This window comes from Streptomyces sp. NPDC014995 (assembly GCF_043080745.1).
In the GTDB taxonomy this organism is placed as follows: domain Bacteria; phylum Actinomycetota; class Actinomycetes; order Streptomycetales; family Streptomycetaceae; genus Streptomyces.
In genome coordinates this window covers 82,104-98,734 of the sequence record NZ_JBIBVX010000009.1, presented here as the reverse complement: position 1 = coordinate 98,734, position 16,631 = coordinate 82,104, and the positions used below count along the sequence as shown (strand labels likewise).

Here is a 16,631-nt window from a genome sequence, read left to right as displayed (position 1 = left end):
CGGGAAATAGGCCAGGGAAACCAGTCGGGGAAACCAAGCAGGGAAACCAGGCAGGGAACAGGACGACGGGCGCCCCCGAGGACCGTACTCGGGGGCGCCCGCCTGTCCGGGTCGGAACCCGTCCCGGGTCAGAACCCGGCGATCGGGTTCTTCAGGGTGCCGATCAGCTGGAGGGCGCCCGACGGGTCCGCCAGGTCGACCATCTGCTTGTTGTTGCGCAGCTGGAGCCGGTTGAGGCAGGACAGCGCGAACTCGGGGGCGAACATGTCGTACTGCCGGAACTTGTCGGCGAGTTCGGGCGTCGCCTCCTGGTACTCGCGGGTGACCTCGGCGACCGTGCGCCAGAAGTCGTCCTCCTCCAGGACCCCCTCGGCGGCCAGGCTGGCGGCGAGGAAGCGGAAGAAGCAGTCGAAGACGTCCGTGAAGATCGACAGGAGCTTCTTGTCCTCCGGGACCTCCACGCGGATGCGCCGCACCTCCGGCGGCAGCACCGCGTCCGGGTCCATGACGGCGATCTCCTCGGCGATGTCCTTGTAGATCGCCCGCTGCACGACCCCGTCCTTCAGGACCAGGATGGTGTTCTCGCCGTGCGGCATGAAGACCAGGTCGTAGGCGTAGAAGCTGTGCAGGAGGGGGGTGTAGTACGCCTGGAGGTAGCCGCGCAGCCACTCCGTCGGGGTCAGGCCGGACTGTTCGACCAGGGCGCCGGCCACCGACCTGCCCTCGTGGTCCACGTGGACCAGGGAGGCCATCGTGGCGAGCGACTCGCCGTCCCGCAGGGAGGAGACCGGGCTCTCCCGCCAGAGCGCGGCCAGCATCTTGCGGTACGCCGAGTAGCGGTCCGTCGCCGCCTCGTACTCCAGGTGCCGGTAGCCGACGGCCGCCCGCTCCCTGATGATCGACAGGCCGGTCGACTTCAGTACCGGGTCGTTGTCGATGAGCTGGGCCAGCCAGTCGTTGATCGCCGGGGTCGCCTCCATGTACGCCGCCGACAGGCCGCGCATGAAGCCCATGTTGAGGACGGACAGGGCCGTCTTCACGTAGTGCTTCTCGGGGTGCGACTGGTTGAAGAAGGTCCGGATGGACTGCTGGGCCAGGTACTCGTCGTCGCCCTCGCCCAGGCACACCAGGTTCCTGCGGGCGACCTCGGCGGCGAAGGTGACGGTGAGCTTGTTCCACCACTGCCAGGGGTGGACGGGGATGAGGAGGTAGTCGGCCGGGTCGAGGCCCTGGTCGGTGAGCTGCCTGTCGAAGCGCTCGACCGTCTCCGCGCCCAGCTCCTGGCGCACGAAGGACGCGTACTCGATGCCGACGCCCGCCGTGAACGCCGCCCGCGAGCGGTGCGCGGCCAGCCACACCAGGCGGACCGGGCTCGCCGTCTCCGGCGCGTACGACAGGTACTCGTGGATGCCGAAGCCGAGCCGCCCGTTGTTGGCGACGAAACAGGGGTGGCCCTCGGTCATCCCGGTCTCGATCGCCTGGAAGCCGGCCCGCGCCAGCTCCGCCGACCGGAGCCGCGGCTTGGTCAGCTTGTAGCAGGTGCCGGAGAGGGTGGAGGAGATCTCCTCCAGGTACACCGGCAGGATCTCGTCGCTCAGCCCCAGCGACTTCTTCAGCTCGACGAAGAAGTCCAGGGCCTCCAGCGGGAGTTCGGCGCCGTCGCGCACGCGGGTGATGGAGTCGGCGTCGATCTGCCAGTGGTCGAGGGCCCGGCGCACGGCGGTGTAGCGGTAGGAGGTCAGGCCGTCGTCGCTGCGGACGACGTACTGGTCGCCCTGCCGCTCGGGAGTGATGAGGCGCTCGTGGGCGAACTCGGCGAGGGCCTTGCGGATCAGCAGGCGGTTGGCCTCCTCCCAGCGCTCGGGGGAGAGGTGGGCCACGGCGTCGGCGAGGCTCACGCGCTCACCCCCGTGGCGGCGACGAACCGGTCCCGCGTGCAGAAGCTCAGCAGTGCCTTCTTCTCCGGCTTCTGGATCTCCCGCTCGGGCACGAAGCCGACGGCCTCGTTCAGGGCGTGGACGGCCGTGTTGGTGACGTCCGGTTCGACCACGACGCGGTCCACCGCCGGGTCCGCGAACAGGTGCGCCATCACGGCGGTGATGACCGCGCGGGTGAAGCCGTGCACGGGCCGGTCGGTGGGGGCGACCAGGAAGTGCATGCCGACGTCGCCGGGGAGCGGCTCGTACAGGCCGACCAGCTCGCGGTGGGCCGGGTCGTAGTACTCCATGAGGAAGGCGGGTTCGCCGTCGTGCAGACCGAGCAGCGCGTGGTGGTGCTCGTCGGCGGCGACCTCCATGTACGCGCGCTCGACGTCCTCCAGTTTCGCGTCCTGCATCATCCAGTACGCCGCCTTGGGGTGCGTGACCCAGGTGTGCAGCAGCTCGGCGTCCTTGAGGGGGTCGAGGGGACGGAGGGTGAGAGGGCCGACGGCCGCGCCGGAAGGGGCGGCGCGAAGTGCCTCGTCGAGGCTGGTGGTGGGCGACGGGTGGGCGCTCATACGCTGAACTCCTGGAACGCGATGGTCTTCTCGACCGGGTAGTACTCGCTGCCGAGCAGCTCACGGATGATGTAGCTGTTGCGGTACGGGCCCATGCCGAGGTCGGGCGAGGTGACGCTGTGCGTGTGCACGCCCGCGTTCTGCAGGAACACACCCCGGCCCGTGGTGTCGATGGCGTAGTTGCGGGCGACGTCGAAGTTGCCCTGCGAGTCGTAGCGCAGTCTGTCGCGGACCGGCTCGAGGAACTCGGGCTCGGCGTACTTGTAGCCGGTGGCCAGGACCAGCCCCTGGGAGCTGATCTCGAAGTCCTTCTCCTGCTCCTCCTGGCGGAAGGAGAGGGTGTACGTGCCGTTCTCGTAGGCCGCGCCGGTCAGCGAGGAGTTGGTGAGCAGCCGGGTGGGCACGGGGCCGCCGAGGTTCTTCTGGTACAGCAGGTCGAAGATCTCGTTGATCAGGTCGCCGTCGATGCCCTTGAACAGGCCCTTCTGCTGGGCCGTGAGCCGGTAGCGGGTGGCCTCCGGCAGCTCGCGGAAGTAGTCGACGTACTCCGGCGAGGTCATCTCCAGCGTGAGCTTGGTGTACTCCAGCGGGAAGAAGCGCGGGGAGCGGGTCACCCAGTTCAGCCGGTAGCCGTGGACGTCGATCTCGCTGAGCAGGTCGTAGTAGATCTCGGCGGCCGACTGGCCGGAGCCGACGAGCGTGATCGACTCCTTCTTCTGGAGCTCCGCCTTGTGGCTCAGGTAGCGGGAGTTGTGCAGGAAGTCGCCGCCCAGGCCCTGGCAGGCCTCGGGGATGTAGGGCGGGGTGCCGGTGCCGAGGACCAGGTGGCGGGCGCGGAACGCGTCGCCGGCGGCCGTCCGCACGACGTACCGCTCGTCCGCCTCGTCGTACGTCACCTCGGTGACCGTCGTGTTGAAGCGGATGCTGCTCAGCTTGCCCGCGGCCCAGCGGCAGTAGTCGTCGTACTCGACCCGCAGGGGGTAGAAGTTCTCGCGGATGTAGAACGAGTACAGCCGGCCCTTCTCCTTCAGGTAGTTGAGGAAGGAGTACGGCGAGGTCGGGTCGGCGAGGGTGACCAGGTCCGACATGAACGGGGTCTGGAGGTGGGCGCCGTCGAGGAACATGCCCGCGTGCCACTCGAAGTCGGGCTTGGACTCCAGGAAGACGCCGTCCAGCTCGGCGATGGGTTCGGTCAGGCAGGCCAGGCCGAGGTTGAAGGGGCCGAGCCCGATGCCCACGAAGTCGTAGGTCTTGTCCGTGGTGTCAGCAAGCGCGGTCAAGGGACTCTCCCAGGTACTGCTCGGCGTGGCCGGCGATCAGGTCGAGGACGGCGGCCATGTCGGCCGTCGTGGTCTCGGGGTTGAGCAGGGTGAACTTCAGGTAGTGGCGGCCGCCCACCTTGGTGCCTGCGACCACCGCGTCGCCGGAGGCGAACAGGGCCTTGCGGGCGTAGAGGTTGGCGCGGTCGATCTCGGCCGGGTCGGTGACGGCCGAGGGGACGTAGCGGAAGACGAGGGTGGAGAGGGACGGCTCGACGACCACGTCGAAACGCGGGTCGGCGGCCAGCAGCTTCCAGCCCTCGACGGCCAGGTCGCAGACCTCGTCGAAGAGCTGGCCGATGCCGTCGGCGCCCATCACGCGCAGGGTCATCCACAGCTTGAGCGCGTCGAAGCGGCGGGTGGTCTGCAGGGACTTGTCCACCTGGTTGGGGATACGTTCCTGCACCATCCGGCGCGGGTTCAGGTACTCGGCGTGGTAGGTGGCGTGGCGCAGCGTGGCCGCGTCCTTGACCAGTACGGCGGACGAGCTCACCGGCTGGAAGAAGGACTTGTGGTAGTCGACGGTGACGGAGTCGGCGCGCTCGATGCCGTCGATGCGGCCGCGGTACTTCACCGACGCGAGCAGGCCGCAGCCGTAGGCGGCGTCGACGTGCATCCAGGCCCCGAACTGCTCGCACAGTTCGGCGATCTCGGGGAGCGGGTCGATGGAGCCGAAGTCGGTGGTGCCGGCGGTGGCGACGACGGCCATGGGGACCAGGCCGTCCTTCGTGCAGCGCTCCAGCTCATGGGCGAGCGCGACGGTTTGCAGGCGCTTGTCGTGGTCGACGGGGATGGAGACCACCGCGTCCTGGTCGAGGCCCAGCAGTTTCGCGGACTTCTTCACGCTGAAGTGGCTGACCTCGGAGGCGAAGATGCGCAGTTTCGCCAGGCTGTCGGTCTTGGCCTCCTCGCGGGCCAGGAGCAGCGCCTGGAGGTTGGACTGCGAGCCGCCCGAGGTGAACACCCCGTCGGCGGCGGGGCCGAGACCGATGCGGGCGGCCGTCCAGTCGATCAGTTTGCGCTCGATGAGGGTGCCGCCGGCCGACTGGTCCCAGGTGTCGAGGGAGGAGTTGACGGCGGAGAGGACCGCCTCGCCCAGCACGGCGGGGATGACGACCGGGCAGTTGAGGTGGGCGAGGTAGCGGGGGTGGTGGAAGTAGATCGCGTCGCGGAGGTAGACCTCCTCCAGCTCGTCCAGGGCCGCGGAACTGTCGCCCAGCGGCTGGTCGAGGTCGATCTGCTCGATGCGGGGAGCGAGGGCGTCGACCGTGACGCCGGTGAACGGACGGTCGGTGGCGGCGAGTTTGGCGGCCACCCGCTCTACTCCTTCGGTCACGGAGCGGCGGTACTGCTCCGCGGTCGTGTCATTGAGCAGGTGCGAGCGCATGGTGGGGGTCCTCCGATGGGGACGGTCCGCTGCGGGACGGACTCAGGGGCGGAGTCTCGGGTTCAACTTAGGTAAGCCTAACCTAAGTTGATTGTCCGGAGTCCCGCCCCTGCGGTGACGGTGATCACGTTCGTGCCCGCCGGTCGACTTCCCCGGCGGGAGCGGTGGTTGCCTACTCCTGCTCGCGCAGCTGTTCCTCGGTCAGGCCCTGACGCCAGTATCCGACGAAGGTGACCCGGCGCCGGTCGATCCCGCGCTCGCCGACGAAGTGCCGGCGCAGCTGCTTCACACACCCCGACTCGCCGGCGATCCAGACGTACGGCCGCTCGGCGGGCGGGAGCGGGGCGTCCCGAAGGTGGCCGAGGGCCAACGGGGACCCCTCGGCGCCGTCCTCGCCGTGGCCGTCGTGCACGAGCCAGGTGATGTCGGCGTCCGCCGGGGTCGGCAGGTCCTGGATGGTCCCGGCGTCGTGCACCTCCAGCCAGGCCCGCACCCGCAGACCGGCCGGCAGCGACTCCAGGATCGACGAGATGGCCGGCAGGGCCGTCTCGTCGCCCCACAGCAGCACCAGGTCGGTGTCCTCGGGCGCGCGGAAGCGGATCGCCCGGTTGTCGGCGATCGCCGGACCCAGCAGCACCACCCGGTCCCCGGCGGCGGCCCGGGCGGCCCACCGGGAGGCGGGGCCGGCCGGGGTGTGCAGCACGAAGTCGATGTCGATCCCCGTGGTCCGGCCCAGCCCGTCGCGGCGCAGCGACCGGAGCGTGTACGAGCGCATCACGGCCCGTACGTCGTCCGGGAGTTCACGCCATGCCTGCCACCAGCCGTCGCCGAGCTGGTGGGGGATCCGCGGCTCGCTCTGTCCCGGGTGCGGCAGGAACAGCGACAGGGACTGGTCGTACCCGTCGGAGAAGAAGTCCCGCAGATCCTCCCCGGCGAAGCTCACCCGGACCAGAGACGGCCCGAGCCGCCTCGTCCGTACGACCTGGAGGGAGAAGAAACGGAACGGGGCGGCTACGGCCGTGGTCATCAGGGCTCCTGAATCATCGCCAGGTATCAGTCAGGGGGCGGGGCGGCCCACTCGGGGGCGCGGGGAACCGCGCGACCGGCCACAGACGGCGGCCCGCAGTTCACCCACGACGTCAGCCCCTTCTCAGGCAACCTTCTTCGCGTTCTCGAGAGCCTGCGCGAGGTTCTCGAGAAGCGGCACGCACTTGTCGTACGACAGGATCGGCTCCGGCGAACGGGGGATGATCTGCCCGGCCTTGACGGCAGGCAGCTGCTTCCACGTCGCCTTGGTGATGTCGGCCGGCTGGATGGTCGAGGAACGGTCGTCCATCATGATGATGTCGGCCTTGTACTTGTCGACGTTCTCCCAGCTCAGCGACTCGTACCAGCCGCCGCCCTCCTTCTTGGCGCTCTCCGGCGGCTCGACGAAGTTCACGCCGAGGGCCTTGAAGTACTCCAGGTCGATGGAGAGGTTGGTGCCGGAGACGTAGAAGAGCTGGTCGCTCGCGGAACCGGCCATGACCCTGATGTCGGGCTTGGCCTTGGCGGCGGCGCGCAGGCGGGTGGCGGCCGTCTCGAAGCGCTTCTTGGCGTCGGTGACCTTGGCGGCGGTCATGTCGGCGCCCAGCGACCCGGCGAGCTCCCACATGCGCTCCAGCGGCGCGGTGAGCTGGCGGTCGTAGACGGAGACGGCGACGCTCGGCGCGAGCTTGGCGATCTTGTCCTTGGAGGCCTCGGGGACGTACCAGAGGGTGCCGGCGCTGTCGAACGTCGTGGAGATGAGCACGTCGGGCGCGAGGGCCGCGTACTTCTCGACGTTGAACTCGTCCCAGACGTTGCCCAGGATCTCGACCTTGGTGATGTCCATGTCGCCGGCCTGGACGTCGGCCTTGCCGTCGGTCGTCCTGGTCGGGCCGAAAACGCCCTTGACCTGGATGCCGTAGTCGTAGAGGGCGGCGCCGACACCGGTGAACGCGACGATGTTCGCGGGGATCTTGTCGAGCTTCACCGTGGTGCCGCGGTCGTCCTTGAACGTCCAGGGGCCGGACTTGGCGGTGGCTCCGGCCGTCGACTCCGAGCCACCGTTTTTCGCGTCGTCGTCCCCGCAGGCTGCGAGCACGGCACCGAGGCCGAGGGCGCCACCGGCGGCGATGATGCCGCGGCGGGTGAGGTGGGTGGCTCTGGCGTTGGACATGTGTGGCTGCTTTCGAACGTGCGGATCACCGCCGGACAATTCGAAGGTAGGTTAGCCTAACCTCAGATCTTGTCCAGGGGTGGGGGAGTGTGATCCACATCCTGTGAGATGTCTGTGCTCGGCCCTCTTCGGTCAATTTGCCGTGTGTCAAAGGGAGTTGGCCGAAAAGCATCTCTGGCTCAGCCGTCGTCCGGGTGCTGGACGGTCACCATCCGGTCACACGACGCCCGTTGCGGACGGGGGAGGCTCGCCGCGCCGCCCCGGCCGGCCCGCTGCACCACACCCCACGTGTGCGCGCAACGGGACAGCCGGTGCCGGGCCTGCTGCTCGCAGGGGTGCGGCGACTCCCGACGGACAGGCCCCGCAGGGCTCAGCCCACCAGCCCCAACTCCCTGGCGATCAGCATCCGCTGCACCTCACTCGTGCCCTCGCCGATCTCCAGGATCTTGGAGTCGCGCCACATGCGGGCGACCGGGTACTCGTTCATGAAGCCGTAGCCACCGTGGATCTGGGTGGCCTCGCGGGCGTTGTCGACGGCGATCGTCGACGAGTACAGCTTCGCCAGCGCCGCCTCCTTCTTGAACGGCTCCCCGGCCACCAGCCGGGAGGCCGCGTCCCGCCAGGCCAGGCGGGCGGTGTGGGCCTTCATCTCCATGTCGGCGATCTTGAACTGGATGGCCTGGTTCGCACCGATCGGCCGGCCGAAGGCCTGCCGTTCCTTCGCGTACTTCACCGACTCGTCGACACAGCCCTGGGCGAGGCCGGTGGCGAGCGCCGCGATGGCGATGCGGCCCTCGTCGAGGATGCGCAGGAACTGGGCGTAGCCGCGGCCCTCCTCGCCCAGCAGGTTGGCCGCCGGGACCCGCACGTCCGAGAACGACAGCTCGCGGGTGTCGGAGGCGTTCCAGCCGACCTTCGAGTACGGCGCCGCGACCGTGAAGCCGGGAGTGCCGGACGGGACGATGATGGCCGAGATCAGCGGCTTGCCGTCCGGCTTGCGGCCCGTCACCGCCGTGACCGTGACCAGTCCGGTGATGTCGGTGCCCGAGTTGGTGATGAAGCACTTGGTGCCGTTGATCACCCACTCGTCGGTCTCCGGGTCGAGGCGGGCCGTCGTACGCGTCGCGCCCGCGTCCGAGCCGCCGTCGGGCTCCGTGAGCCCGAACGCGCCCAGGACCTCGCCGGAGCAGAGCCGCGGCAGCCATGTGCGCTTCTGCTCCTCCGTGCCGAACAGATGGACCGGCATGGCGCCCAGGGAGACGCCCGCCTCCAGGGTGATCGCCACGGAGGAGTCGACGCGCGCCAGTTCCTCCAGCGCGATGCCGAGGGCGAGGTAGTCACCGCCCATGCCGCCGTACTCCTCCGGGAACGGCAGCCCGAACAGGCCCATGCGGCCCATCTCGCGGACGATCTCGTACGGGAACTCGTGCCGCTCGTAGAAGTCGCCGATCTTCGGCGCGACGACGTCGTGCGCGAACTCCTCGACCGTACGGCGGAGTTCTTCGAGTTCGGGGGAGAGACGGTGGTCCATCACTGCTCCTTGAGGTCCTCGTCGGCCTTGTGGGCGAGGGCTCTGACGGTTCGGGACGGGCTGGGCCGGCCCAGTCGGCCGGCCATCCACGCGCTGGTGGCGACGAGACGGCCGAGGTCGACCCCGGTGTCGATACCGAGGCCGTGAAGCATCCACACGAGGTCCTCGGTGGCGAGGTTCCCGGTGGCGGACTTCGCGAACGGGCAGCCGCCGAGGCCGCCCGCGGAGGCGTCGACGGTGGTGACGCCGTGCTGGAGAGCGGCCAGGGTGTTGGCGAGTGCCTGGCCGTAGGTGTCGTGGAAGTGCACGCCCAGCGCGCCGACGGGGATGCGCTCCTCGTCGAGGGCGGCGAGCAGAGCGACGACATGGCCCGGGGTCGCCACCCCGATCGTGTCGCCGAGGCTCAGCTCGTCGCAGCCCATGTCGAGCAGCGCCCGGCACACCCGGACGACCTGGGGGACCGGGACCGCGCCCTCCCAGGGGTCGCCGAAGCACATGGAGAGATAGCCGCGTACGTGCACGCCGTCGGCCTTCGCCCGCTCCACCACCGGTGCGAACATGGCCAGCGCCTCGTCCACCGTGCGGTTGAGGTTGGCCTTGGCGAAGGACTCGGTGGCACTGGCGAACACGGCGACCCGGCGCGCGCCGAGCGCCAGGGCCCGGTCCAGCCCGCGCTCGTTCGGCACCAGCACCGGCAGCTCCACCGGCAGGTCGGCGACGAGCGGGAACAACTGCTCGGCGTCGGCGAGCTGGGGCACCCACCGGGGGTGGACGAAGCTGGTCGCCTCGATCGTCGTCAGCCCCGCCCCGGCGAGCCGGCGCACGAACTCCGCCTTCACCTCGGTCGGCACCGTCGCCTGCTCGTTCTGCAGGCCGTCGCGCGCGCCGACCTCGTGGATCCTGACCCGCTCGGGCAGGCCGGGCGCCGGCACGGTCATCGGGAGCCCTCGCACGGTCATCCCTCCTCCTCGTGCGGCGCGATCACGGCCAGCACCTGGTCCATGGCGACGGTCGCGCCGGGGGTCACGTCCAGTTCGGCGACCGTGCCGGCGTGCGGGGCGGAGATGACGTGCTCCATCTTCATCGCCTCCACCACCAGCAGGCTCTGGCCCGCGGCCACCTCGTCGCCGACGGCGACCTTCACCACCGTCACCGTGCCCGGCATGGGCGCGGTCAGCGAGTCGGCGCCGGCGTGCGCGGCCCCCGTCAGGGACGCGGCGACCGGATCGTGGTCACGCACCTGCCAGGCGTCGCCGTCCCGGCCCAGCCACTCGCCCGCCCGGTGGAAGGTGTGCCGGACGCCGTCGAGGGTGACGCTGACCCGGTCGTCGGTGACGGTGTGGGTGCCGCGCGGGACGTACTCCACGGGCTCGGTGACCCGCAGAGGGAACACGGCGGGCCGGTGCGCCCCGCCCAGCCGCCAGCCGCTCGGCACCGAGAAGGGATCCGTCCACCCCTCGCCGCGGGGCTTCAGCGCCTCCAGCCGTACGGCGGCGGCGGCCTCGTAGACCTCCTCCGGTACCTCGGTGGGGACCAGCTCGGCCACCACCCGCTCGACCAGTCCGGTGTCCAGCTCGCCCGCCACGACCGCCGGATGGGCCAGCAGCCGGCGCAGGAACCCGGCGTTGGTCTGCACGCCCAGCGTGACCGTCTCCGCGAGGGCGGCCCGGAGCTTCCTGAGCGCCGTCGCCCGGTCGGGGCCGTACGCGATCACCTTGGACAGCATCGGGTCGTACAGGCTGCCCACCTCGGTGCCCTCGTCGAGCCCGGAGTCGGTGCGGATGCCGTCGCCCTGCGGCTCGCGCAGCCGGAGCACGGTCCCACCCGACGGGAGGAAGCCACGCGCGGGGTCCTCCGCGCACAGGCGCGCCTCGATCGCGTGGCCGGTCAGCCGGACGTCGTCCTGCCCGAGGGTCAGGGGCTCCCCGGCCGCCACCCGCAGCTGCCACTCCACCAGGTCCACTCCCGTGACCAGCTCGGTGACCGGGTGCTCCACCTGGAGACGGGTGTTCATCTCCATGAAGTAGTACGACGTCGGATCCCCGCCGGGGACGATGAACTCCACCGTGCCCGCGCCCCGGTACCCGCAGGAACGGGCCGCCTGCACGGCCGCCTCGCCCATCGCGGCCCGGGTGGCCTCGTCGAGGAGCACGCTGGGCGCCTCCTCGACGACCTTCTGGTGCCGGCGCTGGAGGGAGCACTCGCGCTCGCCCAGGTGGATCACGTGCCCGTGGCCGTCGGCGAGGACCTGGATCTCGATGTGCCGGGGCCGGTCGATCCACCGCTCGACGAGGAGCGTGTCGTCACCGAAGGAGGCGCGGGCCTCACGGCGGGCGGCGGCGATCTCGTCGCCCAGGACGGCGGGGTCGCGGACCAGCCGCATGCCCTTGCCGCCGCCGCCGGCACTCGGCTTCAGCAGCACCGGCGTACCGATCTCCCGGGCCGCCTCGACGAGCTGGGCGTCGCTGAGCCCGCTGCCGCTGGACCCGGGCACGACCGGCACGCCCGCCGCCTTCACGGTCTCCTTGGCGCGGATCTTGTCGCCCATGAGGGAGATCGCCTCCGCCGGCGGCCCGATGAAGACGAGGCCCGCGTCGGCGCACGCGCGCGCGAAGCCCGCGTTCTCCGCGAGGAAGCCGTACCCGGGGTGGACGGCCCGGGCACCGGTGCGGGCGGCGGCCTCCAGCAGCCGCTCCACGGACAGGTAGCTCTCGGCGGCCGGCGCCGGGCCGATCCGTACGGCCGTGTCGGCCTCGCGGACGTGCCGGGCGTCGGCGTCCGCGTCCGAGAAGACGGCCACCGAGCGCACGCCCAGCGACCGCAGGGTGCGGATGACGCGTACGGCGATCTCGCCCCGGTTGGCCACGAGCACGGTGTCGAACACGGTTCCCCTCCTCACATCCGGAAGACGCCGAACTGGGGGTCACCCAGCGGCGCGTGGGCACAGGCGGTCAGGGCCAGGCCGAGCACCTGGCGCGTCTCCAGCGGGTCGATGACGCCGTCGTCCCAGAGGCGGGCGGTGGCGTAGTAGGCGTTCCCCTGGCGCTCGTACTGCGCGCGGATCGGGTCCTTGAACGCCTCTTCCTCCTCCGGCGGCCACTCCTGGCCGCGCGCCTCCAGCTGGTCGCGCTTGACGGTGGCGAGGACGGAGGCGGCCTGCTCGCCGCCCATGACGGAGATCTTGGCGTTCGGCCACATCCACAGGAAGCGGGGGGAGTAGGCGCGGCCGCACATGGAGTAGTTCCCGGCGCCGTACGACCCGCCCACGACGACCGTCAGCTTGGGCACGCGCGTGCACGCCACGGCGGTCACCATCTTGGCGCCGTGCTTGGCGATGCCGCCGGCCTCGTAGTCCCGGCCGACCATGAAGCCGGAGATGTTCTGGAGGAACACCAGCGGGATCCCGCGCTGGTCGCACAGCTCGATGAAGTGCGCGCCCTTCTGGGCGGACTCGGAGAACAGGATGCCGTTGTTGGCGACGATCCCGACCGGGTGGCCGTGGATCCGGGCGAAGCCGGTGACGAGGGTCTGCCCGAACTCGGACTTGAACTCGGCGAACCGGGACCCGTCGACCACGCGCGCGATGATCTCCCGTACGTCGTAGGGGGTACGGGAGTCGACCGGGACGGCGCCGTAGAGCCCGTAGGGGTCGACCTTGGGTTCGACGGCGGGCCGCACCTCCCAGGGGAGCGCCGGGCGGGCCGGAAGGGTGGACACGATGGTCCGCACGATCCGCAGCGCGTGCGCGTCGTCCTCGGCGAGGTGGTCGGTGACACCCGACACGCGCGCGTGGACCTCGCCGCCGCCGAGCTCCTCGGCGGTGACGACCTCGCCGGTGGCGGCCTTCACGAGCGGCGGCCCGCCGAGGAAGATGGTCCCCTGGTTCCGGACGATGACGGCCTCGTCGCTCATGGCCGGGACGTACGCCCCGCCCGCCGTGCACGACCCGAGCACGGCGGCGATCTGCGGGATCCCGGCGCCCGACATCCGGGCCTGGTTGTAGAAGATCCGCCCGAAGTGCTCACGGTCGGGGAACACCTCGTCCTGCATGGGCAGGAAGGCGCCGCCGGAGTCGACGAGGTACAGGCAGGGCAGCCGGTTCTCGAGCGCGACCTCCTGCGCCCGCAGGTGCTTCTTCACCGTCATCGGGTAGTACGTCCCGCCCTTGACGGTGGCGTCGTTGGCGACGACGACGCACTCGCGCCCGCTCACCCGCCCGATCCCGGCGATGACACCGGCGGCCGGGGCCTGTCCCTCGTACATCCCGTCGGCGGCGAGCGGCGCCAGCTCCAGGAACGGGGACCCGGGGTCCAGGAGGGTGTCGACCCGGTCACGCGGCAGCAGCTTGCCGCGCGCGGTGTGCCGCGCCCGCGCCTTCTCACCGCCTCCGAGCCGGGCGGCGGCGAGCTTGCCGCGCAGCTCCCCGACGAGTGCGAGGTGGGCTTCCTCGTTGGCCCGCCAGGCCTCCGACGCGGGGTCCGCCGCGCTCGTCAGCTCCGGTGCCTCTTCCATCCTTGCGGTCCCCTCACCCAGTGATCGACTGTTAATGAGCGTTAACCATTTCCCTCAGGTTAACGACCGCTAACCTCCCTGTCTAGAATTGCTTCCATGGCCACCAGAACCGACGCCCCCACCCGCCGCGAGCAGATCCTCAAGGAGGCCGCGCGGCTCTTCGCCGAGCGCGGGTTCCACGGCGTCGGGGTGGACGAGATAGGCGCCGCCGTCGGCATCAGCGGCCCCGGCCTCTACCGGCACTTCCCCGGCAAGGACGCGATGCTCGCCGAGCTGCTGGTGGGTATCAGCGGCCAGCTGCTCAACGGCGCCAGGCGCCGCCTCCAGGAGGCCGACGGCGTGGGTCCCGAGGCGGTCCTCGACTCCCTCATCGAGGGCCACATCGACTTCGCGATCGACGACCGCCCCCTCATCACCCTGCACGACCGCGAGCTGGACCGCCTCCGCGACAGCGACCGCAAGCTGGTGCGGCAGCTGCAACGGCAGTACGTGGAGCTGTGGGTCGGGGTGGTCCGGGAGGTGTACCCCGAGCTGACGGAACCGACGGCCCGGTCGGCGGTCCACTCGGTGTTCGGGCTGCTGAACTCGACCCCCCACCTGGGCGGGGCGGGCTCACTGCCGGGCCGGGGGACCACGGCGGCGCTGCTGCACCGGATGGCCCGCGGGGCGTTCGGCTCCGCCGGCGAGCGGTAGGCCTCCGGCGGGGGTGCGTGGTGGGTGGGGGCGCGCGGGTGCGCGGTGCGTGGTGGGACACCCGGCCTCCGGCCGGGTCTGTGTTCCCGCCCACCACTCGTACGACTTCGTCGGCCGGGTCGTCGGGTGGGTTGGGTGGGTGAGTTCCCCTTCCACCGGGTCCCGGCGTGACGAGCGTTACCACCGGCCCACCCTGGACGCACCTCGTACTCGCCGGTACGGTGCTGTGAGCAAGCGCTTAGACAGGCCGAGGTACGTGGAGGTGGCGGCGTGCGCCGTACGGTGTTCAACGAGGATCACGAGGCGTTCCGGGAGACCCTTCGCGCCTTCATCGAGGCCGAGGTCGTGCCCGTCTACGACGAGTGGTTCGCCGCCGGTCAGGCCCCGCGCGAGTTCTACTACAAGCTGGGCGAGCTGGGCATCTTCGGCATCAACGTCCCCGAGGAGTACGGCGGCGCGGGTCTGGACAGCCACAAGTTCGAGGCCGTCCTCTACGAGGAGACCGCTCGCGCCGGCGTCCAGTTCGGCGGTTCCGGCGTGCACGTCCTGCTCGCCCTGCCGTACATCAAGATGCTCGCCACCGACGAGCAGAAGAAGCGGTACCTGCCGAAGTTCGTCTCCGGCGAGGAGATGTGGGCCATCGCGATGACCGAGCCGGGCACCGGCTCCGACCTCGCGGGCATGAAGACCACCGCCAAGCTCTCCGAGGACGGCACGCACTACGTCCTCAACGGCTCCAAGACCTTCATCACCGGCGGCGTCCACGCCGACAAGGTCATCGTCTGCGCCCGGACCTCCGCCCCGACCGCGGAGGACCGCCGCTTCGGCATCTCCCTCTTCGCGGTGGACACCAAGTCCGAGGGCTACTCCATCGGCCGCAAGCTGGACAAGCTGGGTCTGCGCACCTCCGACACGGCCGAGTTGGCCTTCGTCGACGTCAAGGTGCCGGCCGAGGACCTGCTCGGCGAGGAGAACAAGGGCTTCTACTACCTCGGCCACAACCTGGCCTCCGAGCGGTGGGGCATCGCCTTCGGCGCCTACGCGCAGGCCAAGGCGGCCGTCCGGTTCGCCAAGCAGTACGTGCAGGAGCGCACCGTCTTCGGCAAGCCGGTCGCCCACTTCCAGAACACCAAGTTCGAGTTGGCCGCCTGCCAGGCCGAGGTGGACGCGGCCGAGGCCGTCGCCGACCGCGCGACGGAGGCCCTCGACGCCGGTGAGCTGACCCCCGCCGAGGCCGCCAGCGCCAAGCTGTTCTGCACCGAGGTCGCCCACCGCGTCATCGACCGCTGCCTCCAACTGCACGGCGGCTACGGCTACATGAACGAGTATCCGATCGCCCGCCTGTACGCGGACAACCGGGTCAACCGCATCTACGGCGGCACCAGCGAGATCATGAAGACGATCATCGCCAAGGACATGGGTCTGTAAGGTCCGCGAAATTCCCCGCCGGTAGAACTGACGCCATGAGTCAGGCACTACACGATCTCCTCGATCTGCTCGACCTGGAGCAGATCGAGGAGAACATCTTCCGCGGCCAGTCCCGCTCCGCCGTCGTCCCGCGCGTCTTCGGCGGTCAGGTCGCGGCGCAGGCGCTGGTCGCCGCCGGGCGCACGGTCCCCGCGGACCGGCCCGCCCACTCCCTGCACGCGTACTTCCTGCGCATCGGCGACCCGGGCGCGCCCATCGTCTACAACGTCGAGCGCATCCGCGACGGCCGTTCCTTCACCACCCGCCGGGTGGTCGCGGTCCAGCACGGCCGGCCGATCTTCGCCCTGTCGGCGTCCTTCCAGACGTACGAGGACGGCCTCGACCACCAGGCCGTCATGCCGCCCGCGCCCGACCCGGCGTCGCTGCCCACCTCCGAGGACCGCCTGCGCGGCTACGACCACCTCGACCCGGCCGTCGTGGAGCGGTTCCTCGAGGCCCGTCAGGCGATCGACCTGCGCTACGTCGACGAGCCGCCGTACGGGAGGTTCGGCGAGCCCCGAGAGCCGCACTCGCAGGTGTGGTTCCGCACCAACGGCAAGCTCGGCGGTGCCGTCGACGAACCGCTCCTGCACGTCGTCCTGGCCACCTACGTCTCCGACATGACGCTCCTGGACTCGGTCCTGCTCGCGCACGGCCGCGGCGGCTGGGCGGTCGGGGACGTCGTCGGCGCCTCCCTCGACCACGCGATGTGGTTCCACCGCCCGTTCCGCGCAGACGAGTGGCTGCTGTACGACCAGGAGTCCCCGTCGGCGTACGGCGGCCGCGGCCTGGGACAGGCGCGTATCTACACGCAGGACGGACGCCTCGCCGTCTCGGTGATCCAGGAGGGTGTGGTCCGCGTTCCCCGGTGACGGTCCCGCGCACGGTTCTCCCCGAGATGCCGATGTGCGGGAGCGTGACTAGGCTCAGTGAGTGAATGCCGCACGCACGGTACGCCCGGCCGACCGGTTCCCGTACAGAGCGGACCAGGGCCACAGCGATCGCCCGCGAGTAGTGGTGGGTGA

General features: G+C 70.5%; 13 protein-coding genes. 3 read left to right on the top strand and 10 right to left on the bottom strand.

Going from position 1 to position 16,631, the window contains the following annotated elements; genetic code table 11:
- Window positions 1-128 precede the first annotated feature (128 nt).
- The 10 genes from ACF1A1_RS19390 to ACF1A1_RS19345 form a co-directional block, all read right to left on the bottom strand.
- Window positions 129-1,898: an IucA/IucC family protein gene (locus ACF1A1_RS19390; RefSeq protein WP_392001271.1), complete on the bottom strand. Its 1,770-nt coding sequence runs from the start codon at window positions 1,896-1,898 to the stop codon at window positions 129-131.
- Window positions 1,895-2,497: a GNAT family N-acetyltransferase gene (locus tag ACF1A1_RS19385; protein WP_392001270.1), complete on the bottom strand. Its 603-nt coding sequence runs from the start codon at window positions 2,495-2,497 to the stop codon at window positions 1,895-1,897. The genes ACF1A1_RS19390 and ACF1A1_RS19385 overlap by 4 nt, the downstream gene beginning before the upstream one ends.
- The gene (locus ACF1A1_RS19380) at window positions 2,494-3,777 is read right to left on the bottom strand and encodes a lysine N(6)-hydroxylase/L-ornithine N(5)-oxygenase family protein (RefSeq protein ID WP_392001269.1); all 1,284 of its coding nucleotides are present in this window, start codon (window positions 3,775-3,777) and stop codon (window positions 2,494-2,496) included. The genes ACF1A1_RS19385 and ACF1A1_RS19380 overlap by 4 nt, the downstream gene beginning before the upstream one ends.
- Window positions 3,761-5,203: a lysine decarboxylase DesA gene (gene desA / locus ACF1A1_RS19375; RefSeq protein WP_392001267.1), complete on the bottom strand. Its 1,443-nt coding sequence runs from the start codon at window positions 5,201-5,203 to the stop codon at window positions 3,761-3,763. The genes ACF1A1_RS19380 and desA overlap by 17 nt, the downstream gene beginning before the upstream one ends.
- A 172-nt stretch (window positions 5,204-5,375) precedes the next feature.
- The gene (locus ACF1A1_RS19370) at window positions 5,376-6,230 is read right to left on the bottom strand and encodes a siderophore-interacting protein (protein WP_392001265.1); all 855 of its coding nucleotides are present in this window, start codon (window positions 6,228-6,230) and stop codon (window positions 5,376-5,378) included.
- A 123-nt stretch (window positions 6,231-6,353) separates the two neighbouring features.
- Entirely contained in the window at window positions 6,354-7,403 is a 1,050-nt protein-coding gene (locus tag ACF1A1_RS19365) for an ABC transporter substrate-binding protein (RefSeq protein ID WP_392001263.1), read from the bottom strand.
- 370 nt (window positions 7,404-7,773) lie between these two features.
- Entirely contained in the window at window positions 7,774-8,934 is a 1,161-nt protein-coding gene (locus ACF1A1_RS19360; RefSeq protein ID WP_392001262.1) for an acyl-CoA dehydrogenase family protein, read from the bottom strand.
- Window positions 8,934-9,893, bottom strand: coding sequence for a hydroxymethylglutaryl-CoA lyase (locus ACF1A1_RS19355; RefSeq protein WP_392001260.1), 960 nt, complete (start codon window positions 9,891-9,893; stop codon window positions 8,934-8,936). The genes ACF1A1_RS19360 and ACF1A1_RS19355 overlap by 1 nt, the downstream gene beginning before the upstream one ends.
- On the bottom strand, window positions 9,890-11,818 hold the full coding sequence (locus tag ACF1A1_RS19350; protein WP_392001259.1) for an acetyl-CoA carboxylase biotin carboxylase subunit: 1,929 nt from the start codon (window positions 11,816-11,818) through the stop codon (window positions 9,890-9,892). Before ACF1A1_RS19350 ends, ACF1A1_RS19355 begins: the two co-directional genes overlap by 4 nt.
- Window positions 11,819-11,829: 11 nt before the next feature.
- Complete coding sequence (locus ACF1A1_RS19345) at window positions 11,830-13,446, bottom strand: carboxyl transferase domain-containing protein (protein ID WP_392001257.1); 1,617 nt, start codon at window positions 13,444-13,446, stop codon at window positions 11,830-11,832.
- Window positions 13,447-13,542: 96 nt separating this feature from the next.
- Between ACF1A1_RS19345 and ACF1A1_RS19340 the strand changes: the two genes are divergently transcribed.
- From ACF1A1_RS19340 to ACF1A1_RS19330, 3 genes are all read left to right on the top strand, one after another.
- Window positions 13,543-14,139, top strand: coding sequence for a TetR/AcrR family transcriptional regulator (locus tag ACF1A1_RS19340; RefSeq protein ID WP_392001256.1), 597 nt, complete (start codon window positions 13,543-13,545; stop codon window positions 14,137-14,139).
- A 270-nt stretch (window positions 14,140-14,409) separates the two neighbouring features.
- Window positions 14,410-15,567 carry an acyl-CoA dehydrogenase family protein gene (locus tag ACF1A1_RS19335; RefSeq protein ID WP_392001254.1) on the top strand — a complete coding sequence of 386 codons (1,158 nt, stop codon included), beginning with the start codon at window positions 14,410-14,412 and terminating at the stop codon, window positions 15,565-15,567.
- A 35-nt stretch (window positions 15,568-15,602) separates the two neighbouring features.
- Window positions 15,603-16,478, top strand: a complete 876-nt coding sequence (locus ACF1A1_RS19330; RefSeq protein ID WP_392001252.1) for an acyl-CoA thioesterase — start codon at window positions 15,603-15,605, stop codon at window positions 16,476-16,478.
- Window positions 16,479-16,631 lie beyond the last annotated feature (153 nt).

Bases quoted from the DNA above. Each gene is read 5' to 3' on its own strand.
- ACF1A1_RS19385 (WP_392001270.1), bottom strand. From the start codon at position 2,497: ATGAGCGCCCACCCGTCGCCCACCACCAGCCTCGACGAGGCACTTCGC.
- desA (WP_392001267.1), bottom strand. From the start codon at position 5,203: ATGCGCTCGCACCTGCTCAATGACACGACCGCGGAGCAGTACCGCCGC.
- ACF1A1_RS19370 (WP_392001265.1), bottom strand. From the start codon at position 6,230: ATGACCACGGCCGTAGCCGCCCCGTTCCGTTTCTTCTCCCTCCAGGTC.
- ACF1A1_RS19365 (WP_392001263.1), bottom strand. From the start codon at position 7,403: ATGTCCAACGCCAGAGCCACCCACCTCACCCGCCGCGGCATCATCGCC.
- ACF1A1_RS19360 (WP_392001262.1), bottom strand. From the start codon at position 8,934: ATGGACCACCGTCTCTCCCCCGAACTCGAAGAACTCCGCCGTACGGTC.
- ACF1A1_RS19355 (WP_392001260.1), bottom strand. From the start codon at position 9,893: ATGACCGTGCGAGGGCTCCCGATGACCGTGCCGGCGCCCGGCCTGCCC.
- ACF1A1_RS19345 (WP_392001257.1), bottom strand. From the start codon at position 13,446: ATGGAAGAGGCACCGGAGCTGACGAGCGCGGCGGACCCCGCGTCGGAG.
- ACF1A1_RS19340 (WP_392001256.1), top strand. From the start codon at position 13,543: ATGGCCACCAGAACCGACGCCCCCACCCGCCGCGAGCAGATCCTCAAG.
- ACF1A1_RS19330 (WP_392001252.1), top strand. From the start codon at position 15,603: ATGAGTCAGGCACTACACGATCTCCTCGATCTGCTCGACCTGGAGCAG.